The sequence below is a fragment of the Bacillus sp. AR4-2 genome, from assembly GCF_008274865.1.
Taxonomy (GTDB): Bacteria; Bacillota; Bacilli; order Bacillales; family Bacillaceae_G; genus Bacillus_A; species Bacillus_A cereus.
Window position 1 is genome coordinate 1,943,774 of the sequence record NZ_CP031062.1, and the last position, 17,494, is coordinate 1,961,267.

Genomic DNA, 17,494 nt, shown 5'->3' on the forward strand with positions numbered 1-17,494 from the left:
GGATCATTATATTAATTTATATAAAAAACTTTTTCGGAAAAATCGAACGAAATATGAATTACCTGCCAATATATAGTGTAAGACAAAGGAGGGCTGGAATATGAAGGATGAAATAGATTACGCACATTTAATTCAATTAACTTTATCAGGCAATAAAGAAGCGTATAGCGAATTGTATGATGTAACGATTCAAGAAGTATATAAAACAGCACATTTTTTAATTGAAGATAAAACGGATGTAGATGATGTCGTTCAAGAAGTATACATACAGCTATATGAATCGCTTCGTAAATATGATAGCGAGAAGCCATTTCGCCCTTGGCTAATTGGGCTTGCGATTAAACAAATTCATTCTTATAGAAGAAAGAGGTGGATGCGACTACGAATTATAAAAAAAGCAGAAGAGCAAAGAAAGCCAGTGCAAATTGATTTTTCTAACGATGTTGTAAGTAAAATATCAAACCAAAAACTAATCGAACTCATTCATAAATTACCGTATAAATTGAAACAAGTTATTATCTTAAGATACTTACACGATTATTCACAAGAAGAAGTAGCACAAATATTACATATTCCAATCGGTACAGTGAAATCTAGAATTCATGCGGCATTAAAGAAACTACGTCAAAAAGAGCAAGTAGAAGAAATTTTTTTAGGAGAGGTAGGGAATGTGAAATGAGTTTAGATTGTAGAGTTAGGGAATCTATACAAGAAGAAGCAAAGGGTATTGTTGCCCCGCCGGATTTAAAAGAAAAAGTAATCGTGCAAATAAAAATGAAGCACGGCGAGAGTAAGAGGAAGAAACGCCTTATCGCAGGAGTACTTGCAGCAGCTCTTTTAATCCCGACGACAGGTTTTGCGTATCAATCTATTATGGCGGATGGTATATATGGATCTTTTGAGAATTTAAAAAAACATGCCGGAGCAATGACATTAGAAACGTATATGCGTTTTAATGCAAAATTATCAGAAGCGAAAGATGAAATGGGTGCAAAGGAATATGAAGAGTTTACAAAAGAACTGAAAAAATTAACTAATGCAAAGCTTGCGTACGGAGATTCAAACGGTAATATTGATTATGATGAATTATCACCAGGAAAAAGAGCAGAAATGAAAAAGGTAAGTATGAGCCTTCAACCATACTTTGATAAACTAAATGGTCATAAATCTAGTAAAGAGATATTAACAAAAGAAGAGTTTGATCGCTATGTGGAAGCTTTAATGACATATGAAATAGTACAAGTGAAGACAAAATCAACTGGTGGAATGAAAGTAGAAGAAGTACCTGAGGCGTACAAAGAAAGATTTATTAAAGCAGAGCAGTTTATGGAGTATGTAAATGAAAAGGTGCGATAAGTAAAAAGCTCAAAGCTTTAGCTTCGAGCTTTTTTTATTGAAAGAAAATAAAGTATTCAATTATATTTTTTCATCGTTGCATGATCCTTTTGTATAAAACAATCTAAAAGGGAATAACCAGCTATTAAACTAATAATCGTAACAAAAGTTGTATTTATTAGAATAATATTAACTAAATAAGGTAGGTATTCGGCAAGTGGTGAAAAGAGTAGTGCTGGGGAAAAGGAAATGAATAGTGTAGGCACTGTAATAGCAATAAATTTATCCGGTTGAAAGCTCCAGTTTTGTTTACTCGTTTCGCGATTAATAGATTGAAGGAATCGTAATAAAATGCCAACTATAAGAGGGAAGAGTGTAAAGTAGAATAATCTTGGATAAACGTTAAAGTTCACTTGTGCATCTGTATCTAAATAAAATTGAATTTTTACTCCTACAAATAATAATAAGACGATAAATAATGTGAAGCAGAGGTATAGCATCAATTTTTGCATTATATTCCACCATCCTTTACTCAAAATATATTCAAAAAAAGAAGAGATATACAATAACTACTGTTGTATATCTCTTCTTTTACTGTTAGTTAATAGTGGAGTTTGCTTTTTCTTGCTTCGTGAAATAATCAATAATACCCATTGCGCTAATTTCTATATCTAAATGTAAAATATTATAAACGGAATGATCTGATGGAACGTTTAACTTTGTAAGATGAGAAGAGATTTTATCCATTAACAAAGTTTGTAAAGCTTTAGTCGCTTCATCGAAATCATTATACTTTTCAAAGACTTCCTTACCAGTCTGAACGAAAATAGGTAGCCAATGTTCCAGTTGATTATATACTTCTGTAACATTGGATGATGCACCATAATGCCCGAAATAAATAGTATCTACATCCATACTTTGAATGTGATTTTTAGAAGCAATCATCGCATCTGGTTGAAATTGTGAAGGGGACGTTGATGGTAGATACAGTTCTACACCAAGGTCTGCGAGTTCTCTATAATAAATTCCAATTGTATCGCCAGTAAAAATCCCGTTTGTTAATGAATCGTGAATGCTAATATGGTGCTTCGCATGTCCTGGTGTATCATAAAATGTAAGGGTGCGGTCTTTTGCAATTTTTAACGTATCACCATGTTGTACAATATGAACACGTTCTTCTTCAATTGGAAGAATTGGGTCAAAGAGTTTATCGAAATCTTCTTTGTAGACAGCTTTTGCACCTAAAATAAGTTTTGTTGGATCAATCATATGACGAGCACCACGAGAATGCACATATAACGTAGCATTTGGACACTGTTCCATCATTAAACCAGCAGCCCCGGCGTGATCTAAATGAACATGTGTAACGATAATGTTTTTTACATCGTATAAATCAATATGTAATTGTTGTAAGCCATCTAAAATATACGGAAGAGAAGGGGCTGCACAAGTTTCAATTAAAGTAATATCGTCACCTAATAAAACGTACGTACCAGTTCGTTCATTGTGTTGTAAATCAAAATCATCAATAAGATATAGGTGTGAAGATAATTGCTCTACTTTTTTCATAGTTACCACTCCTTATATACTGCATGTTTTTATTATACGCTAAAATAGAAAAAAGGCAGAAAACGAAGCTCGTCTTCTGCCTTTTTGTAATATTATTATTTCGTTTGTTGTTTATTAATAGACATAATGAACAGTCCAACAATCCCGCCTACTAATGGAAGCATAATCTCTCCTGCTAAATTAAAGTAGGAGCTTAAGAATAAACCATTTACATCGATTACCCAGCCAGTAACATACAATAACATCATATATAGTACGAAATAAAACTCGCGATTTGAAATCGTTTCATGTTGTGCAGTTTTCATAATGAACACCATCCTTTTCTTTTATAATGGAATATAAACTGTCACATTTTGTTCACATTTCAATTGTAAAACTTTCCATCATAAAAGTCTAGTGGTATGTGTCGAATTTTGAATGGAAATAAAGCGCTATCATTATAGCTTATAAGTACGTAATAAGAGCTGTATATTCACGAATGTAGTATAGTATAAACATAGAATGATAGTGAAGAGAGGGGCAAAGACAATGACAGTTTATGATTTTTCAGCTAAAACAATTACAGGTGAAGAAAAATCGTTAAAAGATTACAAAGGAAAAGCACTTCTTATTGTCAATGTAGCTAGCAAATGTGGTTTCACACCACAATATAAAGGATTACAAGAGGTATATGATAAATATAAAGACCAAGGACTCGAAATACTCGGATTTCCTTGTAACCAATTCGGGGGACAAGAACCAGGTACAGAAGCGGACATTACTAGTTTTTGTGAATTAAACTACGGTGTAAACTTCCCAATGTTTGCAAAGGTGGATGTGAAAGGTGATAAGGCTCATCCTTTATATACATACATGACAGAACAAGCACCAGGTTTACTCGGTATGAAAGCAGTGAAATGGAATTTTACGAAGTTTTTAATCGGAAAAGACGGGAAAGTAGTAGGGCGTTTTGCGCCGCAGACGAAGCCGGTAGATTTAGAAGTTGAGATTGAGAAGGTACTTGGAGAATAATTAGGAGTTTCACTTTATTAAAAAACGTCTCAAAGAACAATGTAGTTCTTTGAGACGTTTTCTTTAAACTCACATTTTCAAGATTAAATAACTGTATCAAAGCCATCTGATTTAGGTAGAGAAGCTGCTTTTTTCATAAGCACTTCCCATAAGTGTACAGATTTCTTCCATTCTTCTGCAGCCTGCTCCTGTTTATACATAGCGTTCTCATAACTGGCAGTAAGTTGTTGCATATCGGCCGAGTTGTAAAGTGTATCGATATGGAGAGCGTATTCGCGGAATGTTTGACTTTCACTCCGTGGTATGCCAATTCTCGCAAATTGTTTTAAAAGTGCACCGTAAGCTTTTTGATAAACAGCATCATTTTTTCGGTATTTATAGAAATGAATAATAAGAAATGTCATCCATTTCATTCTAGTGGTGAAGAGAATGTATCCTATAATACTAATTAGTATCGTAGAGAGGAATACGTACCACCAAGAAAAACTAGTTTTAGAATTTGTGACCTTTTTAGTAGAAGCTTCTTCTGTATTTTCTATTAAACTTTTAAGTTTTGCTTCATTATTTCGTTGTTGTATTTGCTCGTTATTAGAATTATTTGCTTCGCTATTTTGTGAAATAGGAGCAGGCGTATTATTTATAAAATTATAGGGATTGGTAAATCCTTTTGTTGGTTCGAATGGAATCCATCCGTATCCTGGGAAATATACTTCGACCCAAGAGTGTGCGTTATCGTTCGTGATTGTATAAACATCCGCACCTTCTGCAGAGGCAAGTGTATTGTCAAGAGTTCCTTCTGTATAGCCTTTTACCCAGCGAGCAGGAATCCCGGCAGAACGAAGTAGTACAATCATAGACGTCGAAAAATTATTACAGTAGCCGCTTTTTGTATCGAAAAGGAATTGATCTACATAATCTTGGCTTTTGGCAGGGAATAAGACATTCGTTGATTCGTATGTAAAAGAGTTGTCTGTGAAGTAATTTTCAATAGCTAATACTTTATCATATCGGTTGTCTTTATCATTTGTAAGATTGACAGCCAAGTCTTTTACGCGCTGTGGTAATGACTCGGGAAGTTGTGTGTACTTTGTCATAAAATAAGGGTTTGTTTCTTGACCTTCATTTGTTTTTACAGCTTTCAAGTTTTCTATGGAAAACTCAGGAATCTCATATGTTACTTTATACGAATGTAAAGTAGTAGAAGAGTCTTCATTCATTGTATAAATTTTTTCTGAAAACGGGTCAACACTGTATGATACATCAGAAGAAGCCTCAACTGATACTAATCCTGCTGGATAGGTAAGGTGAGGGTAACTTTTTTGCATGGTAATTGTTGCCTCAGTCGTTTCCGTTTTTGTATTTTGTTCGTACCAGCTTACGACGTCGTTTTTATTTTTAAAAGAAATCTTTTTCGGATTTTCAGAAATTTCCCAGCCTTTTCCTGTATAGAAATCTTTTGTTTCTACTCTCCAATAGTGTTTGTTTTGCGTTCGTGCTGTGAAAACAATTGTAGGATCCGCCTTAAAAGGACCACCTAATCGCGAGTCATCTAAACCATACCCAATTGTAGAAACTTTTTGTTCTTTACTTGCCTCAGATGTGTTGAATTTTAAAAAATCCATTGGGTTTGGCCATTGAGGGCCAAATTTTGGAGCAAAGTATGCGATGGTTGCTAAGAATACAATAAATATTGTAAGTGGTCTAAGTAATTTTGAGATTTCCCTAGCATAATTTTGTAAGTGTTCACGCTCTTTTATTCGTTCTACTTGAAGAAGACTAAGCATAAAAAATCCGATGACAACAGTTCGAATAATAGCGTAGTTTGCATTGTATAAATGTAAGTTATGAAAAGTTGCGATATAAATAATAGTCAATACAAGAAATAGAAACCCACGTTTTTTATGAATAATCCAAAATGAAGTGAAAGAACTCAAAAACCAAAATGAGAGAAAAAATAAAACCGTCGGAAAAACTGGAGAAATATCTAGTAAATTCCCTTGGAAAAATAGGGAGGAATTTCGAGACATATCAGAAAAGAATGTTGTTAGCCAAGATGGATTTATAAAAGCATTTTTATAATATAGGGAATGAATGATAAATAGGACTGTGACAATTTTTATTGGAATCTGCCACCTCGTTTGAAAAAAAGAGAGAGCGAAGCAAATTCCTATAAATGTTACGAAAATATCTAATCTACCTACATTTGTAATACCTATAAGAGGTCTTAGCCATTCTAGTAAAAGAAGAAATACACATGCATGCATAAAGAATCTGTTCGTATCCCACTTGTATTTTGTTTGTAATGTTATCATTTGCTCACCTCAAAAAACACGTTTGTATACCGGTTTTCATAAACCGTGTTTACAAATATTTGTCGTTTTTTTAGAGTTTCTAGTATACTGATTTCTCGGTGTGAAAGTTGATTCGCTTTTTCTTTCACGACAAAAACCATACATTTTCTATTTTTTATAGCAGCACAATCAGCCGCCTTTTGAATATCGGGAGAAAGATTACTGGTCACGAGTATAACCGTGACGGGCTCATAAATTTTTCTTAGTTCCATGTCTACACTCTGGGAGAGCGGGAATACACTGTCTGCTTGCACTTTTGCTAAATGACAAAGGATTTGTTGTAACTGCGTATCTCCATTGTCTAAAGGGAAAATAGTTTGTTCTTTTCCGATAGACACGAATGATGCTGGTGAATTTTGTTTCAAGACAGCCCTTACGATAGAGGCAGTAAATGTGACGACTGATTCGAATAGAGGAGACTCGGTTCTGTCTATGAATATCATGACATTATGGCTGCGCTGTTGTTCAAACTCTTTTGTCATAATATTGTTTGTTCGTGCAGTTGCTTTCCAATCAATCCATGAAAAGCGATCACCAGGTTTATAGTCTCTGACACCGACAGAGATTGTAGAGTCTTTTGCTGAATTTATATTTGCTGAAAGCGCTCCTTGTTCGAAATGATTTTCCAATTGTCGATATGCTATATCTACATACTGGGGATAGACTAAAAATGTATCTGGAACTGAAAAAGTTACTTCTTTCTCTATCATGCCGAATAAATCGCCAGTTTTGACACGAACGCTTGAAAAAGTGTGCTCGCCTCTAGGGATTGTGTCAATAACATATTGAAACGAAATATTTCGTTTCAATCCTGGGAAGAGTACTACCTTATTCATCTTTGTTTGTTTACAACTTATAAATTGTGGTGGCAGTTCATCTTCTATAACTAAATAAAGTAAGGGAAAAGGAAATTTTCTTTTTATTGTAATCGTGCTTACAAATTGTTCTCCTACTACATATCCATTCTGGTTTGTTATTCGCTTTACTTCAGCGTCCCGTAAAGCGTAGAAGGGGAGTAGTAGCGAATAAAGAGCAATGGGAATTATGCTGTAAAACAAAAACCAACTGACAAACCCGCCTTGAAACATAGCGTACATAAATGTTAAGACTAGGCATAAAGGGAGTAGCAATAACTTCATAACGTGATATAGCGCTCGCAGCATTCGTTTCATCAAGGGTTCATCGTCCTTTGAGTAGGCACGGTAGTTCGTGCAACGATTTTTGCGATAACTTGTTCGCCAGTTATTCCTTCAAATTTTGCTTCCATTTTTAGAATGAGTCTATGTGCTAAAACGTAAGGAGCTAAAAATTTAACATCGTCTGGAATAACATAATTCCTGCCATGGATAAATGCATAAGCTTGTGAAGCTTTCATTAAAGCAATCGAGCCACGTGGACTTGCACCTAACTGTATAGAACTGTACGTACGAGTCTGATTAACAAGCTTTACAATGTAATGCTTAATTGCTTTGTCCATACTTACTACCCGTACGCTTTGTTGTAAATAAAGTAAATCTTCTATTGTAGTAATGGTTTGTAATTGAGAGAGTGGATTTGTTTTTTCCATCCGGTTTAAAATTTCAAATTCTTCCTCTGGTGTAGGATATCCCATTTTTAGTTTCAATAAGAAACGATCGAGCTGAGCTTCTGGTAGAGAATATGTTCCTTCATATTCGACTGGATTTTGTGTAGCCATGACAAAGAACGGCTTTGGTAAAGGTCTTGTAATGCCATCTATTGTAATATTGCCTTCTTCCATACATTCAAGTAAAGCAGATTGTGTCTTTGGAGATGTACGATTAATTTCATCAGCAAGTACAAAATTCCCCATAATTGGTCCAGGCTTGAACTCAAATTGGAGCTCTTTCGGATTATAAATAGAAACTCCTGTTACATCTGACGGCAATAAATCAGGTGTAAATTGAATTCGCTTATAATCAGCATCAATGGATTTAGAAAGAGCACGTACTAGCATTGTTTTTCCGACACCAGGAACATCTTCTAATAGCACATGACCTTCAGCTAAGAGAGCTGTCAAAGCTAAGATCGTTTCTTTTCGTTTTCCGACCATTATTTTTTCAATATTATTGATTATTTTTTCTACAGTGGGATGTAATGAATCAAGCTGGGGCATCGTAATCCTCCTAATGTTATTATCGTTTTCTAATCAATTTAGTGGACATATTTCTAATTCTATATGTAGATAGTAAAACTTCTACCTTGAATTCTGAGAATATTCAGATTATTTATTTCGATTACATCTAGTATAATTGTTTCCGTAACTAAGGGCAATACAGTAAATAATGATTTGTAGTTTTATGTAAAATAAGACTCGATATAAAATAATAACATTGGGAAAAATATTTTTACATACAATTTATACTCTTTTCCTTATGGCAGTTTTGAAATAATATCAAAACTCTTTTTCTTTTGCAAAATAGTCGATACCCCAAAATACCATTCTCCTAATAATTAAGATTAACCATAATCTTCACAACGGAACACAAGATTTTCTCACAAACTTATTTTCTACTGAATTTTTGACAATCTCTTGAACTGTGCGAAATGTCACATCTGTATTTTACAACCTCTCTTATAGTAAGGGTATGTAAGAGAGACGTATTAAAGGAGTGAACAGTATGAAGAAAAAACCTTCAGCACTAATGAGACGTTTAAAATATTTTTCACCAATAGATCGTTATAACGATAATCATACACAAGAAACATATGAAGATCGCGAATGGGAAAATGTGTACAGAAAGCGTTGGCAGCATGATAAAGTAATTCGTTCTACACACGGCGTGAACTGTACTGGTTCATGTAGCTGGAATATATATGTGAAAGATGGAATTGTGACGTGGGAAGGGCAAGAGCTTAACTATCCAACGACAGGTCCTGATATGCCAGATTTTGAACCGCGAGGATGCCCACGTGGAGCCAGTTTTTCTTGGTACATTTATAGTCCACTTCGTGTGAAATATCCGTATGTACGTGGTGTTCTTTGGAGTATGTGGCAAGAGGAACTACAAAATAACGAGTCACCACTAGATGCTTGGAAAAGTATTGTGGAAAACCCTGAAAAAGCACGTAAGTATAAGCAGGCGCGTGGTAAAGGTGGATTTATTCGTGCGAATTGGGATGAAGTATTACAACTCGTTTCAGCTTCTCTACTTTATACAGTAATTAAATACGGGCCAGATCGAAATGTTGGCTTTTCACCAATTCCAGCTATGTCGATGTTAAGTCATGCTGCAGGCAGCCGCTTTATGCAACTTATGGGTGGACCAATGCTTAGTTTCTATGATTGGTACGCAGATTTACCACCAGCTTCTCCGCAAATTTGGGGCGATCAAACAGATGTACCAGAAAGTAGTGACTGGTATAACTCTGGTTACATTATGACATGGGGTTCAAATGTACCGATGACGAGAACACCAGATGCTCACTTTTTAGCAGAGGTTCGATATAAAGGAACGAAAGTCGTTTCTGTCAGTCCTGACTTCGCTGAATCTACAAAGTTTGCGGATGATTGGATTAGTGTGAAACAAGGTACAGATGGTGCACTTGCGATGGCAATGGGGCATGTGATTTTACAAGAGTTTTACGTAGATAATCAAGTGGAATATTTCACAAAGTATGCGAAGCAATATACTGATTTTCCTTTCTTTGTCACATTGAAACAAAAAGGAGATCAATTCGTTGCTGATCGTTTCTTAAACGCTGCTGATATTGGACGCGAAACGAAGTTAGGAGAATGGAAACCTGTTCTTTGGAACGAGAACACGAATGATTTTGCAACACCTCATGGCACAATGGGCTCACGTTGGGATAACGAAAAGAAATGGAACTTGCGTTTAGAAGATGAAGAAACAGGTGAAAAGATTGATCCACGTCTTTCTTTACTTGGAATGGAAGAATCGATTGGAACTGTACAAATTCCGTACTTCTCTGATGATGGAAACAAAGTATTAGAACGTACAATTCCAGTGAAAAAGGTTATGACAGAAGAAGGCGAAGTGTTCGTTACAACTGTATACGACTTAACGTTAGCAAATTACGGTGTGAACCGAGGGCTTGGCGGACAAGAGCCGAAAGACTTCAATGATGACGTTCCGTTTACACCTGCATGGCAAGAGAAAATGACAGGAGTAAAACGTGAGCTTATTATTCAAATCGCTCGTGAGTTCGCACAAAATGCTGTTGATACGAACGGTCGCTCAATGATTATTGTCGGAGCTGGTATTAACCATTGGTTTAACTCTGATACGATTTATCGCGCCGTTTTAAATCTTGTACTTCTCGTTGGGGCACAAGGTGTAAACGGCGGTGGCTGGGCGCATTACGTTGGGCAAGAAAAATTACGACCAGCAGAAGGATGGCAAACAATCGCGATGGCAAAAGATTGGCAAGGGCCACCAAAATTACAAAATGGTACATCTTTCTTCTATTTCGTAACAGATCAATGGCGCTATGAAGATACACCAGTTGGACATTTAGCATCACCAGTGGAAGGAAACTCTCGTTATCAACATCACGGTGATTACAATGTATTAGCAGCACGACTCGGCTGGTTACCTTCTTATCCTACATTTGAGAAAAATGGAATTGAACTATATAAAGAAGCTGTTGCTGCTGGTGCAACAACACAAGAAGAAATCGGAAAATACGTTGCACAAAAACTAAAAGAAAAAGAACTGAAATTTGCAATTGAAGATCCAGATAACAAAAATAACTTCCCGCGCAACTTATTCGTATGGCGTGCGAACTTAATTTCAAGTTCCGGTAAAGGGCACGAATATTTCTTAAAACATTTACTAGGTACAACAAACGGATTAATGAATGACGATAGTGATTCATTACGACCAGAAGAAATTAAGTGGCATGAAGAAGCGCCAGAAGGGAAGCTTGATTTACTCATTAATTTAGATTTCCGTATGGCTGGAACAGCACTGTATTCTGATATTGTATTACCAGCTTCAACTTGGTACGAAAAACATGATTTAAGTAGTACAGATATGCATCCATTTGTGCATCCTTTTAATCCAGCAATCGGTTCACCGTGGGAAGCACGCTCTGACTGGGATATTTTCACTTCACTTTCTAAAGCTGTGTCAGATTTAGCGAAGAAAATTGATCTTGAACCAATGAAAGAAGTTGTTGCAACACCACTTCTTCATGATACACCGCAAGAATTAGCGCAACCACTTGGCAAGATTAAAGATTGGAGTAAAGGTGAATGTGAACCAATCCCGGGTAAAACGATGCCACAAATTCATGTTGTTGAAAGGGATTATAAAACGATTTATGACAAAATGACAGCACTTGGACCAAATGCCGGAAAACAACCGATTGGTACGAAAGGGATCTCTTGGTCAGCTGAAAAAGAGTATGAGCAATTAAAGAGCAAATTAGGAGTTGTTCGAACGGATACTATTGCGAAAGGTTGCCCAGACATAAAAGAAGCAATCAATGCTGCTGAAGCGGTATTAACGCTTTCTTCTACAACAAACGGTCATATGGCAGTAAAAGCATGGGAAGCACTTGAAAAACAAACAGATCTAAAATTACGTGATTTAGCAGAAGAACGTGAAGAAGAATGCTTTACATTCGAACAAATTACAGCACAACCGAAAACAGTAATTACTTCTCCGGCCTTTACAGGTTCAGAAAAAGGTGGACGACGTTACTCACCGTTTACAACAAATGTGGAACGTCTTATTCCTTGGAGAACGATAACTGGTCGACAATCTTTCTACTTAGACCATGACATGATGAAAGAATTTGGTGAAACGATGGCAACATTTAAACCAATTCTGCAACATAAACCGTTCCGTAAGTCACGCCCTGAAGTAGAAGGGAAAGAGATTACACTAAACTATTTAACACCGCATAATAAGTGGTCGATTCATAGTATGTATTTCGATTCATTACCGATGTTAACGCTGTTTAGAGGTGGTCCAACTGTTTGGATGAATAAAGAGGACGCTGCAGAAGCTGGCGTTGCTGATAATGATTGGATCGAGTGCTTTAACCGTAACGGTGTTGTCGTAGCGCGTGCTGTTGTAACGCACCGTATACCGAGGGGAATGGCATTTATGCACCATGCGCAAGATCGCCACATTAACGTGCCTGGTACGAAATTAACAAGCACCCGTGGGGGAACGCATAATAGTCCAACCCGTATCCATGTTAAACCAACACATATGATTGGTGGATATGGCCAATTAAGCTATGGATTTAACTATTATGGTCCGACTGGGAACCAGCGCGATTTAAACGTTATAATTCGCAAACTGAAGGAGGTAGATTGGCTTGAAGATTAAAGCACAAGTCGGAATGGTAATGAACCTAGATAAATGCATCGGCTGCCATACTTGTAGCGTAACGTGCAAAAACACCTGGACAAATCGTCCAGGTGCTGAATATATGTATTTCAATAACGTAGAAACAAAACCTGGAATTGGTTATCCGAAACAATGGGAAGATCAGGATAAATATAAAGGCGGCTGGGAATTGAAAAATGGTGAAATTCAGCTGAAATCTGGTTCGAAAATGAAGCGTCTTATGAACATTTTCCACAATCCAGATCAACCAACAATTGATGATTACTTTGAACCTTGGAATTATGATTATGAAACATTAACAAATAGCCCACAGCGTAAGCATCAACCAGTTGCTCGTCCGAAATCAGCAATTACAGGCGAATTTATCGACAAAATTGAATGGGGTCCAAACTGGGAGGACGATTTAGCAGGCGGACATATAACAGGATTGCAAGATCCGAACGTAAAGAAAATGGAAGAAGAAATTAAAACTGATTTTGAAAACGTCTTTATGATGTATTTACCACGCATATGCGAACATTGTATGAATCCATCGTGCGTATCATCTTGTCCATCTGGTGCAATGTATAAACGTGAAGAAGACGGGATTGTACTTGTGGATCAAAATGCATGTCGTGCTTGGAGATTCTGCGTATCATCTTGCCCATATAAAAAAGTGTATTTTAACTGGCAAACGAATAAAGCTGAAAAATGTACAATGTGCTTCCCACGTATTGAAGCTGGTATGCCAACAATTTGTTCAGAAACATGTGTAGGACGTATCAGGTATATTGGGGTAATGCTATATGACGCTGATAAAGTAAAAGAAGCAGCTTCTGTTGAAGACGAAAAAGATTTATATGAATCTCAGCTTACTGTTTTCCTAGATCCAAATGATCCAGAAATAGCAGCTGAAGCGAAAAAACAAGGCATTCCTGAAGAATGGATTAAAGCGGCACAACAGTCACCAATCTATAAAATGATTATCGATTGGAAAATTGCTCTGCCTCTTCATCCAGAGTATCGTACAATGCCGATGGTTTGGTATATTCCGCCGCTTAGCCCAATTATGAATATGGTGGAAGGGAAAGGCAGTAACTGGCAAGCAGAAGAGATTTTCCCTGCTATCGATAATATGCGTATTCCAATTCAATATTTAGCGAATTTACTCACTGCAGGAGATGAATCACACATTCGTCTTACATTAAAGAAAATGGCTGTTATGCGAACGCATATGAGAGCGCTGCAAATTAATAAAGAGCCAAATGAAGCTGTATTAAAAGAACTTGGTTTAACAAAACAGGATGTAGAAGATATGTATCGTCTTCTTGCTATTGCGAAATATAAAGATCGCTTCGTCATTCCAGGCACTCACCGTGAACAAGTGGCAGATTTATATAGCGAACAAGGAAGCTGTGGTTTATCATTCGCAGGTGGTCCAGGCTCTTGTATGACAATTTCTTAAATAAAGGAGGCAGAAAATGATGAAACAAAGTTTACAAACTGCTTTTTCTTGTTCTTCTTTTCTTCTCTCCTATCCTGACCTAGGGTGGAGAGAAGCTGTAACTGAATTGCAAGAAGAGATTGAAACGATAGAAAAGGAAGAAGTTAAAGCATCACTTACAGCCTTTATAAAGCAAGCGCTAAATAAAACGAATGATCAACTCATTGATAGTTACGTATATACATTCGATTTTGGTAAGAAAACAAATATGTATCTTACTTATATGAACACTGGTGAACAAAGAGAAAGAGGTATTGAATTACTGGAGTTAAAACAGCATTATAAAAAATCTGGTTTTGAAGTAACAGATAAAGAACTACCTGATTATTTACCGCTATTGCTTGAGTTTTTTGCAAATGCAAATGAGATAGACATTGAACCAATTATGAGTAAATACAAGGAGAACATCCAAGCATTACACGTTCAGTTAAAAGAAGCAGGTAGTATGTATGAACCGATTCTTGCGGCTGTTCTACTCGCTATCGATACATGGGGTGTACAGACAAATTAGAAAGGAGAGTTGTTAAAATGATGGATCAATTTCTATGGGTATTGTTTCCCTATATCATTTTTGCAATCTTTATCGGTGGACATATTTTTAGATACAACTATGATCAATTTGGATGGACATCAAAATCTAGTGAACTATTAGAAAAGAAAATGCTCCGAGTCGGAAGTCTATTATTCCACTTTGGGATTATGTTCGTAATTGGCGGTCATGTTATGGGGATATTAATTCCAGAATCTGTATACCGTTCGATAGGTATTTCTGAGCATACGTATCACATAATGGCAATTAGTTTCGGGCTTCCGACAGGTGTTGCTTCTATCATCGGTTTAATTATATTAACTTACCGCCGCGTAACTGTAAAACGTATCATTGCAACGAGTACAAAGGGAGATTATATTGCGCTTATTTTATTACTTATCGTAATGTTAGCAGGAATTTCTTCAACATTTTTAAATATCGATTCAAAAGGATTTGATTATCGTACAACAATTGGCCCTTGGTTCCGAAGTCTCTTTATTTTCCAACCGAAAGTTGAATATATGATGGAAGTACCAGTATGGTTTAAAATTCATATTCTTGCAGGGATGGGTTTATTCGCAGTATGGCCATTTACAAGACTAGTACATGTATTTAGTGCCCCAATTAAATATGTAAGCCGTAGTTATGTAATTTACAGAAGACGTATTCCTAATGAGTTGAAAAAATAATACTGCTGTAAACGGATAGGAGCTAATGGTTAAAACGAAACGAGGTCTAATATGGAAGGCCTCGTTTTTGTTTACATAGGGAATAACCGTTAATAAATAGCTTAAATTGAAAAAAGATTAGCATCTAAATAAGATGCTAATCAATGCTACAAACAGAAGCAGAGCAATCTTCACAAGCAATTTCACATTTTAAAAATTGTAAATCGTGGATTGTAATCTTTCCTTTATGAATTGAAATTGTACCTTGCTTTTTTAATTCATTTAACATTCGATTTACACTTTCACGTGAAGTTGCACAGAAATTAGCAAGTTCTTGATTTGTTAATGGTAAATCGATGAGAATCCCATTTTCTTTTAATATACCGTAACTATTTGTCATTCGTATAAGGGTAGAATACAGGGCACCTTTTTTACCGTGTAATACTAAATCTCGGAACTTCGTTTGCATTCTTCTTAAATGTTCACTAATCCATTTCATAAATTCAAATACGAGTGCAGGTTTTTGGAGTAATGCTTTTTCTAACGCTTCACGCTTTATAACGCCTACTTCCACATCCTCAAGACATTTTGAATTTAATAAGTATTTCGCATTGTCCGTGAACAATGTTAATTCTCCAATAATGTCATATTCTGAACAAATTCGAAGTGTTAATTCTTGTCCGTCAGCACTTAGTTTACTAATTTGTACTTTTCCTGAGTGGATGATATAGAGCTCTGTTGCCTCCATACCTTCTTGAAAAATAAAACTACCTTTTTTAATTTGCATTTTATATTCAACAGATGCAAGTAATTCTTTTAAATCTTGAGATAATGTCATACTGTTTGCCACAGTGATCACCTTTCTTCTTATAAGCAATACATTTCCTATTTTGAGTGTAAGTATGATGAAAATGCAAGAGCTATTTTAAAAATGAATTGAAATTTCAATGACCGTAAGGGGAAGAGATTTTCAGTTTTTAGTTTGAAAAATTCAATAGACAAAGTGGATGAGAGTAAAGATGTGAACAAAATTCGAACGGATTTGTGAAAAGTTTTTGAATGGGGAAAGTGATGTGAGAAAAGTCACATTGAATATGTAGCTTCTTTTTTATAATAAAGGCAAATAAAAAAATGAAAGCTTACTAAGGATTGCAGCAGAAAAGAAGGGATAGAGATGCACGAGAACATGAAAGATTCTTTAAAGCGGCCACTTCAAGATTTACGTATTTCAGTTATTGATCGTTGTAATTTTAGGTGTACATACTGTATGCCTGCTGAAGTGTTCGGACCTGATTACGCTTTTTTAAAGGAAGAGCTTTTATTAACGTTCGATGAAATAGAAAGGTTAGCGAGATTATTTATAAGTATGGGAGTTAATAAAATTAGGCTTACTGGCGGTGAACCTTTATTGCGTAAAGACTTACCGAAGTTAATTGGAAGACTTGCAAAGCTAGAAGGCTTAAAAGATATTGGGCTCACAACAAACGGAATTCATTTAGCAAAACAAGCTAAGGCGCTAAAAGAAGCAGGATTAAAGCGTGTGAATATTAGTTTAGATGCAATAGAGGATCATGTCTTCCAAAAAATTAATGGAAGAAATGTAAGTACGAAACCTGTACTGAAAGGAATTGAAGCAGCGAAGGAAGCTGGATTAGAAGTAAAGGTAAATATGGTCGTAAAAAAAGGGATGAATGATAGTCAAATTCTTCCTATGGTTCGTTATTTTAAAGAACAAGAAATACAGTTACGTTTCATTGAGTTTATGGATGTAGGCAGTACGAACGGATGGAACTTTGAGCAAGTCGTTACGAAGAAACAATTAATAGAGAAAATTAATCGTGTATATCCAATTGAACCTGTTAAACCTCGTTACTTTGGAGAAGTTGCGAAATTGTATCGATATGTAGGGAGTAATGCAGAAGTGGGATTTATTACTTCTGTTTCTGAGTCATTTTGTTCTTCTTGTACGAGAGCACGTATTTCGGCAGATGGTAAGTTTTTTACGTGCCTATTTGGAGAAAAAGGAACGGATTTGCGAACGCTTCTTCGAGAAAATATTTCTGATGCCTCACTATTAAAAATTTTACAACATACATGGCGATATAGAACAGATCAATATTCAGATGAAAGAACGGCGGAAAGTACAAATAAATGTCAAAAAGTTGAAATGTCTTACATTGGTGGATAGCGAAAGGAGGATTCTT

Annotated in this window: 15 protein-coding genes; 8 read left to right on the forward strand and 7 right to left on the reverse strand. The window is 35.9% G+C overall.

Annotation, left to right across the window (positions count from 1 at the left end; all coding sequences use genetic code 11):
* Positions 1-100: 100 nt before the first annotated feature.
* Positions 101-679 carry a sigma-70 family RNA polymerase sigma factor gene (locus tag DN399_RS10140; protein WP_000650920.1) on the forward strand — a complete coding sequence of 193 codons (579 nt, stop codon included), beginning with the start codon at positions 101-103 and terminating at the stop codon, positions 677-679.
* Complete coding sequence (locus DN399_RS10145) at positions 676-1,356, forward strand: DUF3600 domain-containing protein (protein ID WP_000050669.1); 681 nt, start codon at positions 676-678, stop codon at positions 1,354-1,356. Before DN399_RS10140 ends, DN399_RS10145 begins: the two co-directional genes overlap by 4 nt.
* 56 nt (positions 1,357-1,412) lie before the next feature.
* Here DN399_RS10145 and DN399_RS10150 read toward each other — a convergent pair whose 3' ends face one another.
* The 3 genes from DN399_RS10150 to DN399_RS10160 form a co-directional block, all read right to left on the reverse strand.
* Complete coding sequence (locus tag DN399_RS10150; RefSeq protein ID WP_001170913.1) at positions 1,413-1,847, reverse strand: hypothetical protein; 435 nt, start codon at positions 1,845-1,847, stop codon at positions 1,413-1,415.
* A gap of 85 nt (positions 1,848-1,932) precedes the next feature.
* Positions 1,933-2,904 (reverse strand): MBL fold metallo-hydrolase, encoded by a 972-nt coding sequence (locus DN399_RS10155; RefSeq protein WP_049107451.1) that lies wholly within the window; start codon positions 2,902-2,904, stop codon positions 1,933-1,935.
* 95 nt (positions 2,905-2,999) lie between these two features.
* Complete coding sequence (locus tag DN399_RS10160) at positions 3,000-3,209, reverse strand: DUF3925 domain-containing protein (RefSeq protein ID WP_000844984.1); 210 nt, start codon at positions 3,207-3,209, stop codon at positions 3,000-3,002.
* Positions 3,210-3,432: 223 nt separating this feature from the next.
* Here DN399_RS10160 and bsaA point away from each other — a divergent pair, with 223 nt between their 5' ends.
* Positions 3,433-3,915, forward strand: coding sequence for a glutathione peroxidase (bsaA, locus tag DN399_RS10165; RefSeq protein WP_000219440.1), 483 nt, complete (start codon positions 3,433-3,435; stop codon positions 3,913-3,915).
* Positions 3,916-3,998: 83 nt separating this feature from the next.
* Here the strand turns inward: bsaA and DN399_RS10170 are convergent, their stop codons facing one another.
* Genes DN399_RS10170 through DN399_RS10180 form a run of 3 tightly spaced genes read right to left on the reverse strand, consistent with a single transcriptional unit; the run spans position 3,999 to position 8,400 of the window.
* Positions 3,999-6,227 carry a transglutaminase TgpA family protein gene (locus DN399_RS10170; protein ID WP_149149528.1) on the reverse strand — a complete coding sequence of 743 codons (2,229 nt, stop codon included), beginning with the start codon at positions 6,225-6,227 and terminating at the stop codon, positions 3,999-4,001.
* On the reverse strand, positions 6,224-7,438 hold the full coding sequence (locus DN399_RS10175) for a DUF58 domain-containing protein (protein WP_086411521.1): 1,215 nt from the start codon (positions 7,436-7,438) through the stop codon (positions 6,224-6,226). Before DN399_RS10175 ends, DN399_RS10170 begins: the two co-directional genes overlap by 4 nt.
* Entirely contained in the window at positions 7,438-8,400 is a 963-nt protein-coding gene (locus DN399_RS10180; RefSeq protein ID WP_001135805.1) for an AAA family ATPase, read from the reverse strand. The genes DN399_RS10175 and DN399_RS10180 overlap by 1 nt, the downstream gene beginning before the upstream one ends.
* A 505-nt stretch (positions 8,401-8,905) precedes the next feature.
* Between DN399_RS10180 and DN399_RS10185 the strand changes: the two genes are divergently transcribed.
* The 4 genes from DN399_RS10185 to narI are packed head-to-tail and all read left to right on the forward strand — an operon-like array spanning position 8,906 to position 15,311.
* Complete coding sequence (locus tag DN399_RS10185; protein ID WP_149149529.1) at positions 8,906-12,589, forward strand: nitrate reductase subunit alpha; 3,684 nt, start codon at positions 8,906-8,908, stop codon at positions 12,587-12,589.
* Positions 12,579-14,054: a nitrate reductase subunit beta gene (gene narH / locus DN399_RS10190; RefSeq protein ID WP_000692658.1), complete on the forward strand. Its 1,476-nt coding sequence runs from the start codon at positions 12,579-12,581 to the stop codon at positions 14,052-14,054. The genes DN399_RS10185 and narH overlap by 11 nt, the downstream gene beginning before the upstream one ends.
* Before the next feature lie 19 nt (positions 14,055-14,073).
* A complete protein-coding gene (gene narJ, locus DN399_RS10195; protein ID WP_149150112.1) occupies positions 14,074-14,604 on the forward strand; it encodes a nitrate reductase molybdenum cofactor assembly chaperone in 531 nt (176 codons plus the stop codon).
* 17 nt (positions 14,605-14,621) lie between these two features.
* On the forward strand, positions 14,622-15,311 hold the full coding sequence (gene narI, locus DN399_RS10200; RefSeq protein ID WP_149149530.1) for a respiratory nitrate reductase subunit gamma: 690 nt from the start codon (positions 14,622-14,624) through the stop codon (positions 15,309-15,311).
* 136 nt (positions 15,312-15,447) lie between these two features.
* Here the strand turns inward: narI and DN399_RS10205 are convergent, their stop codons facing one another.
* Positions 15,448-16,140, reverse strand: coding sequence for a Crp/Fnr family transcriptional regulator (locus tag DN399_RS10205; RefSeq protein WP_000013865.1), 693 nt, complete (start codon positions 16,138-16,140; stop codon positions 15,448-15,450).
* 324 nt (positions 16,141-16,464) lie between these two features.
* Between DN399_RS10205 and moaA the strand changes: the two genes are divergently transcribed.
* Positions 16,465-17,478: a GTP 3',8-cyclase MoaA gene (moaA, locus tag DN399_RS10210; protein ID WP_000545015.1), complete on the forward strand. Its 1,014-nt coding sequence runs from the start codon at positions 16,465-16,467 to the stop codon at positions 17,476-17,478.
* Positions 17,479-17,494 lie beyond the last annotated feature (16 nt).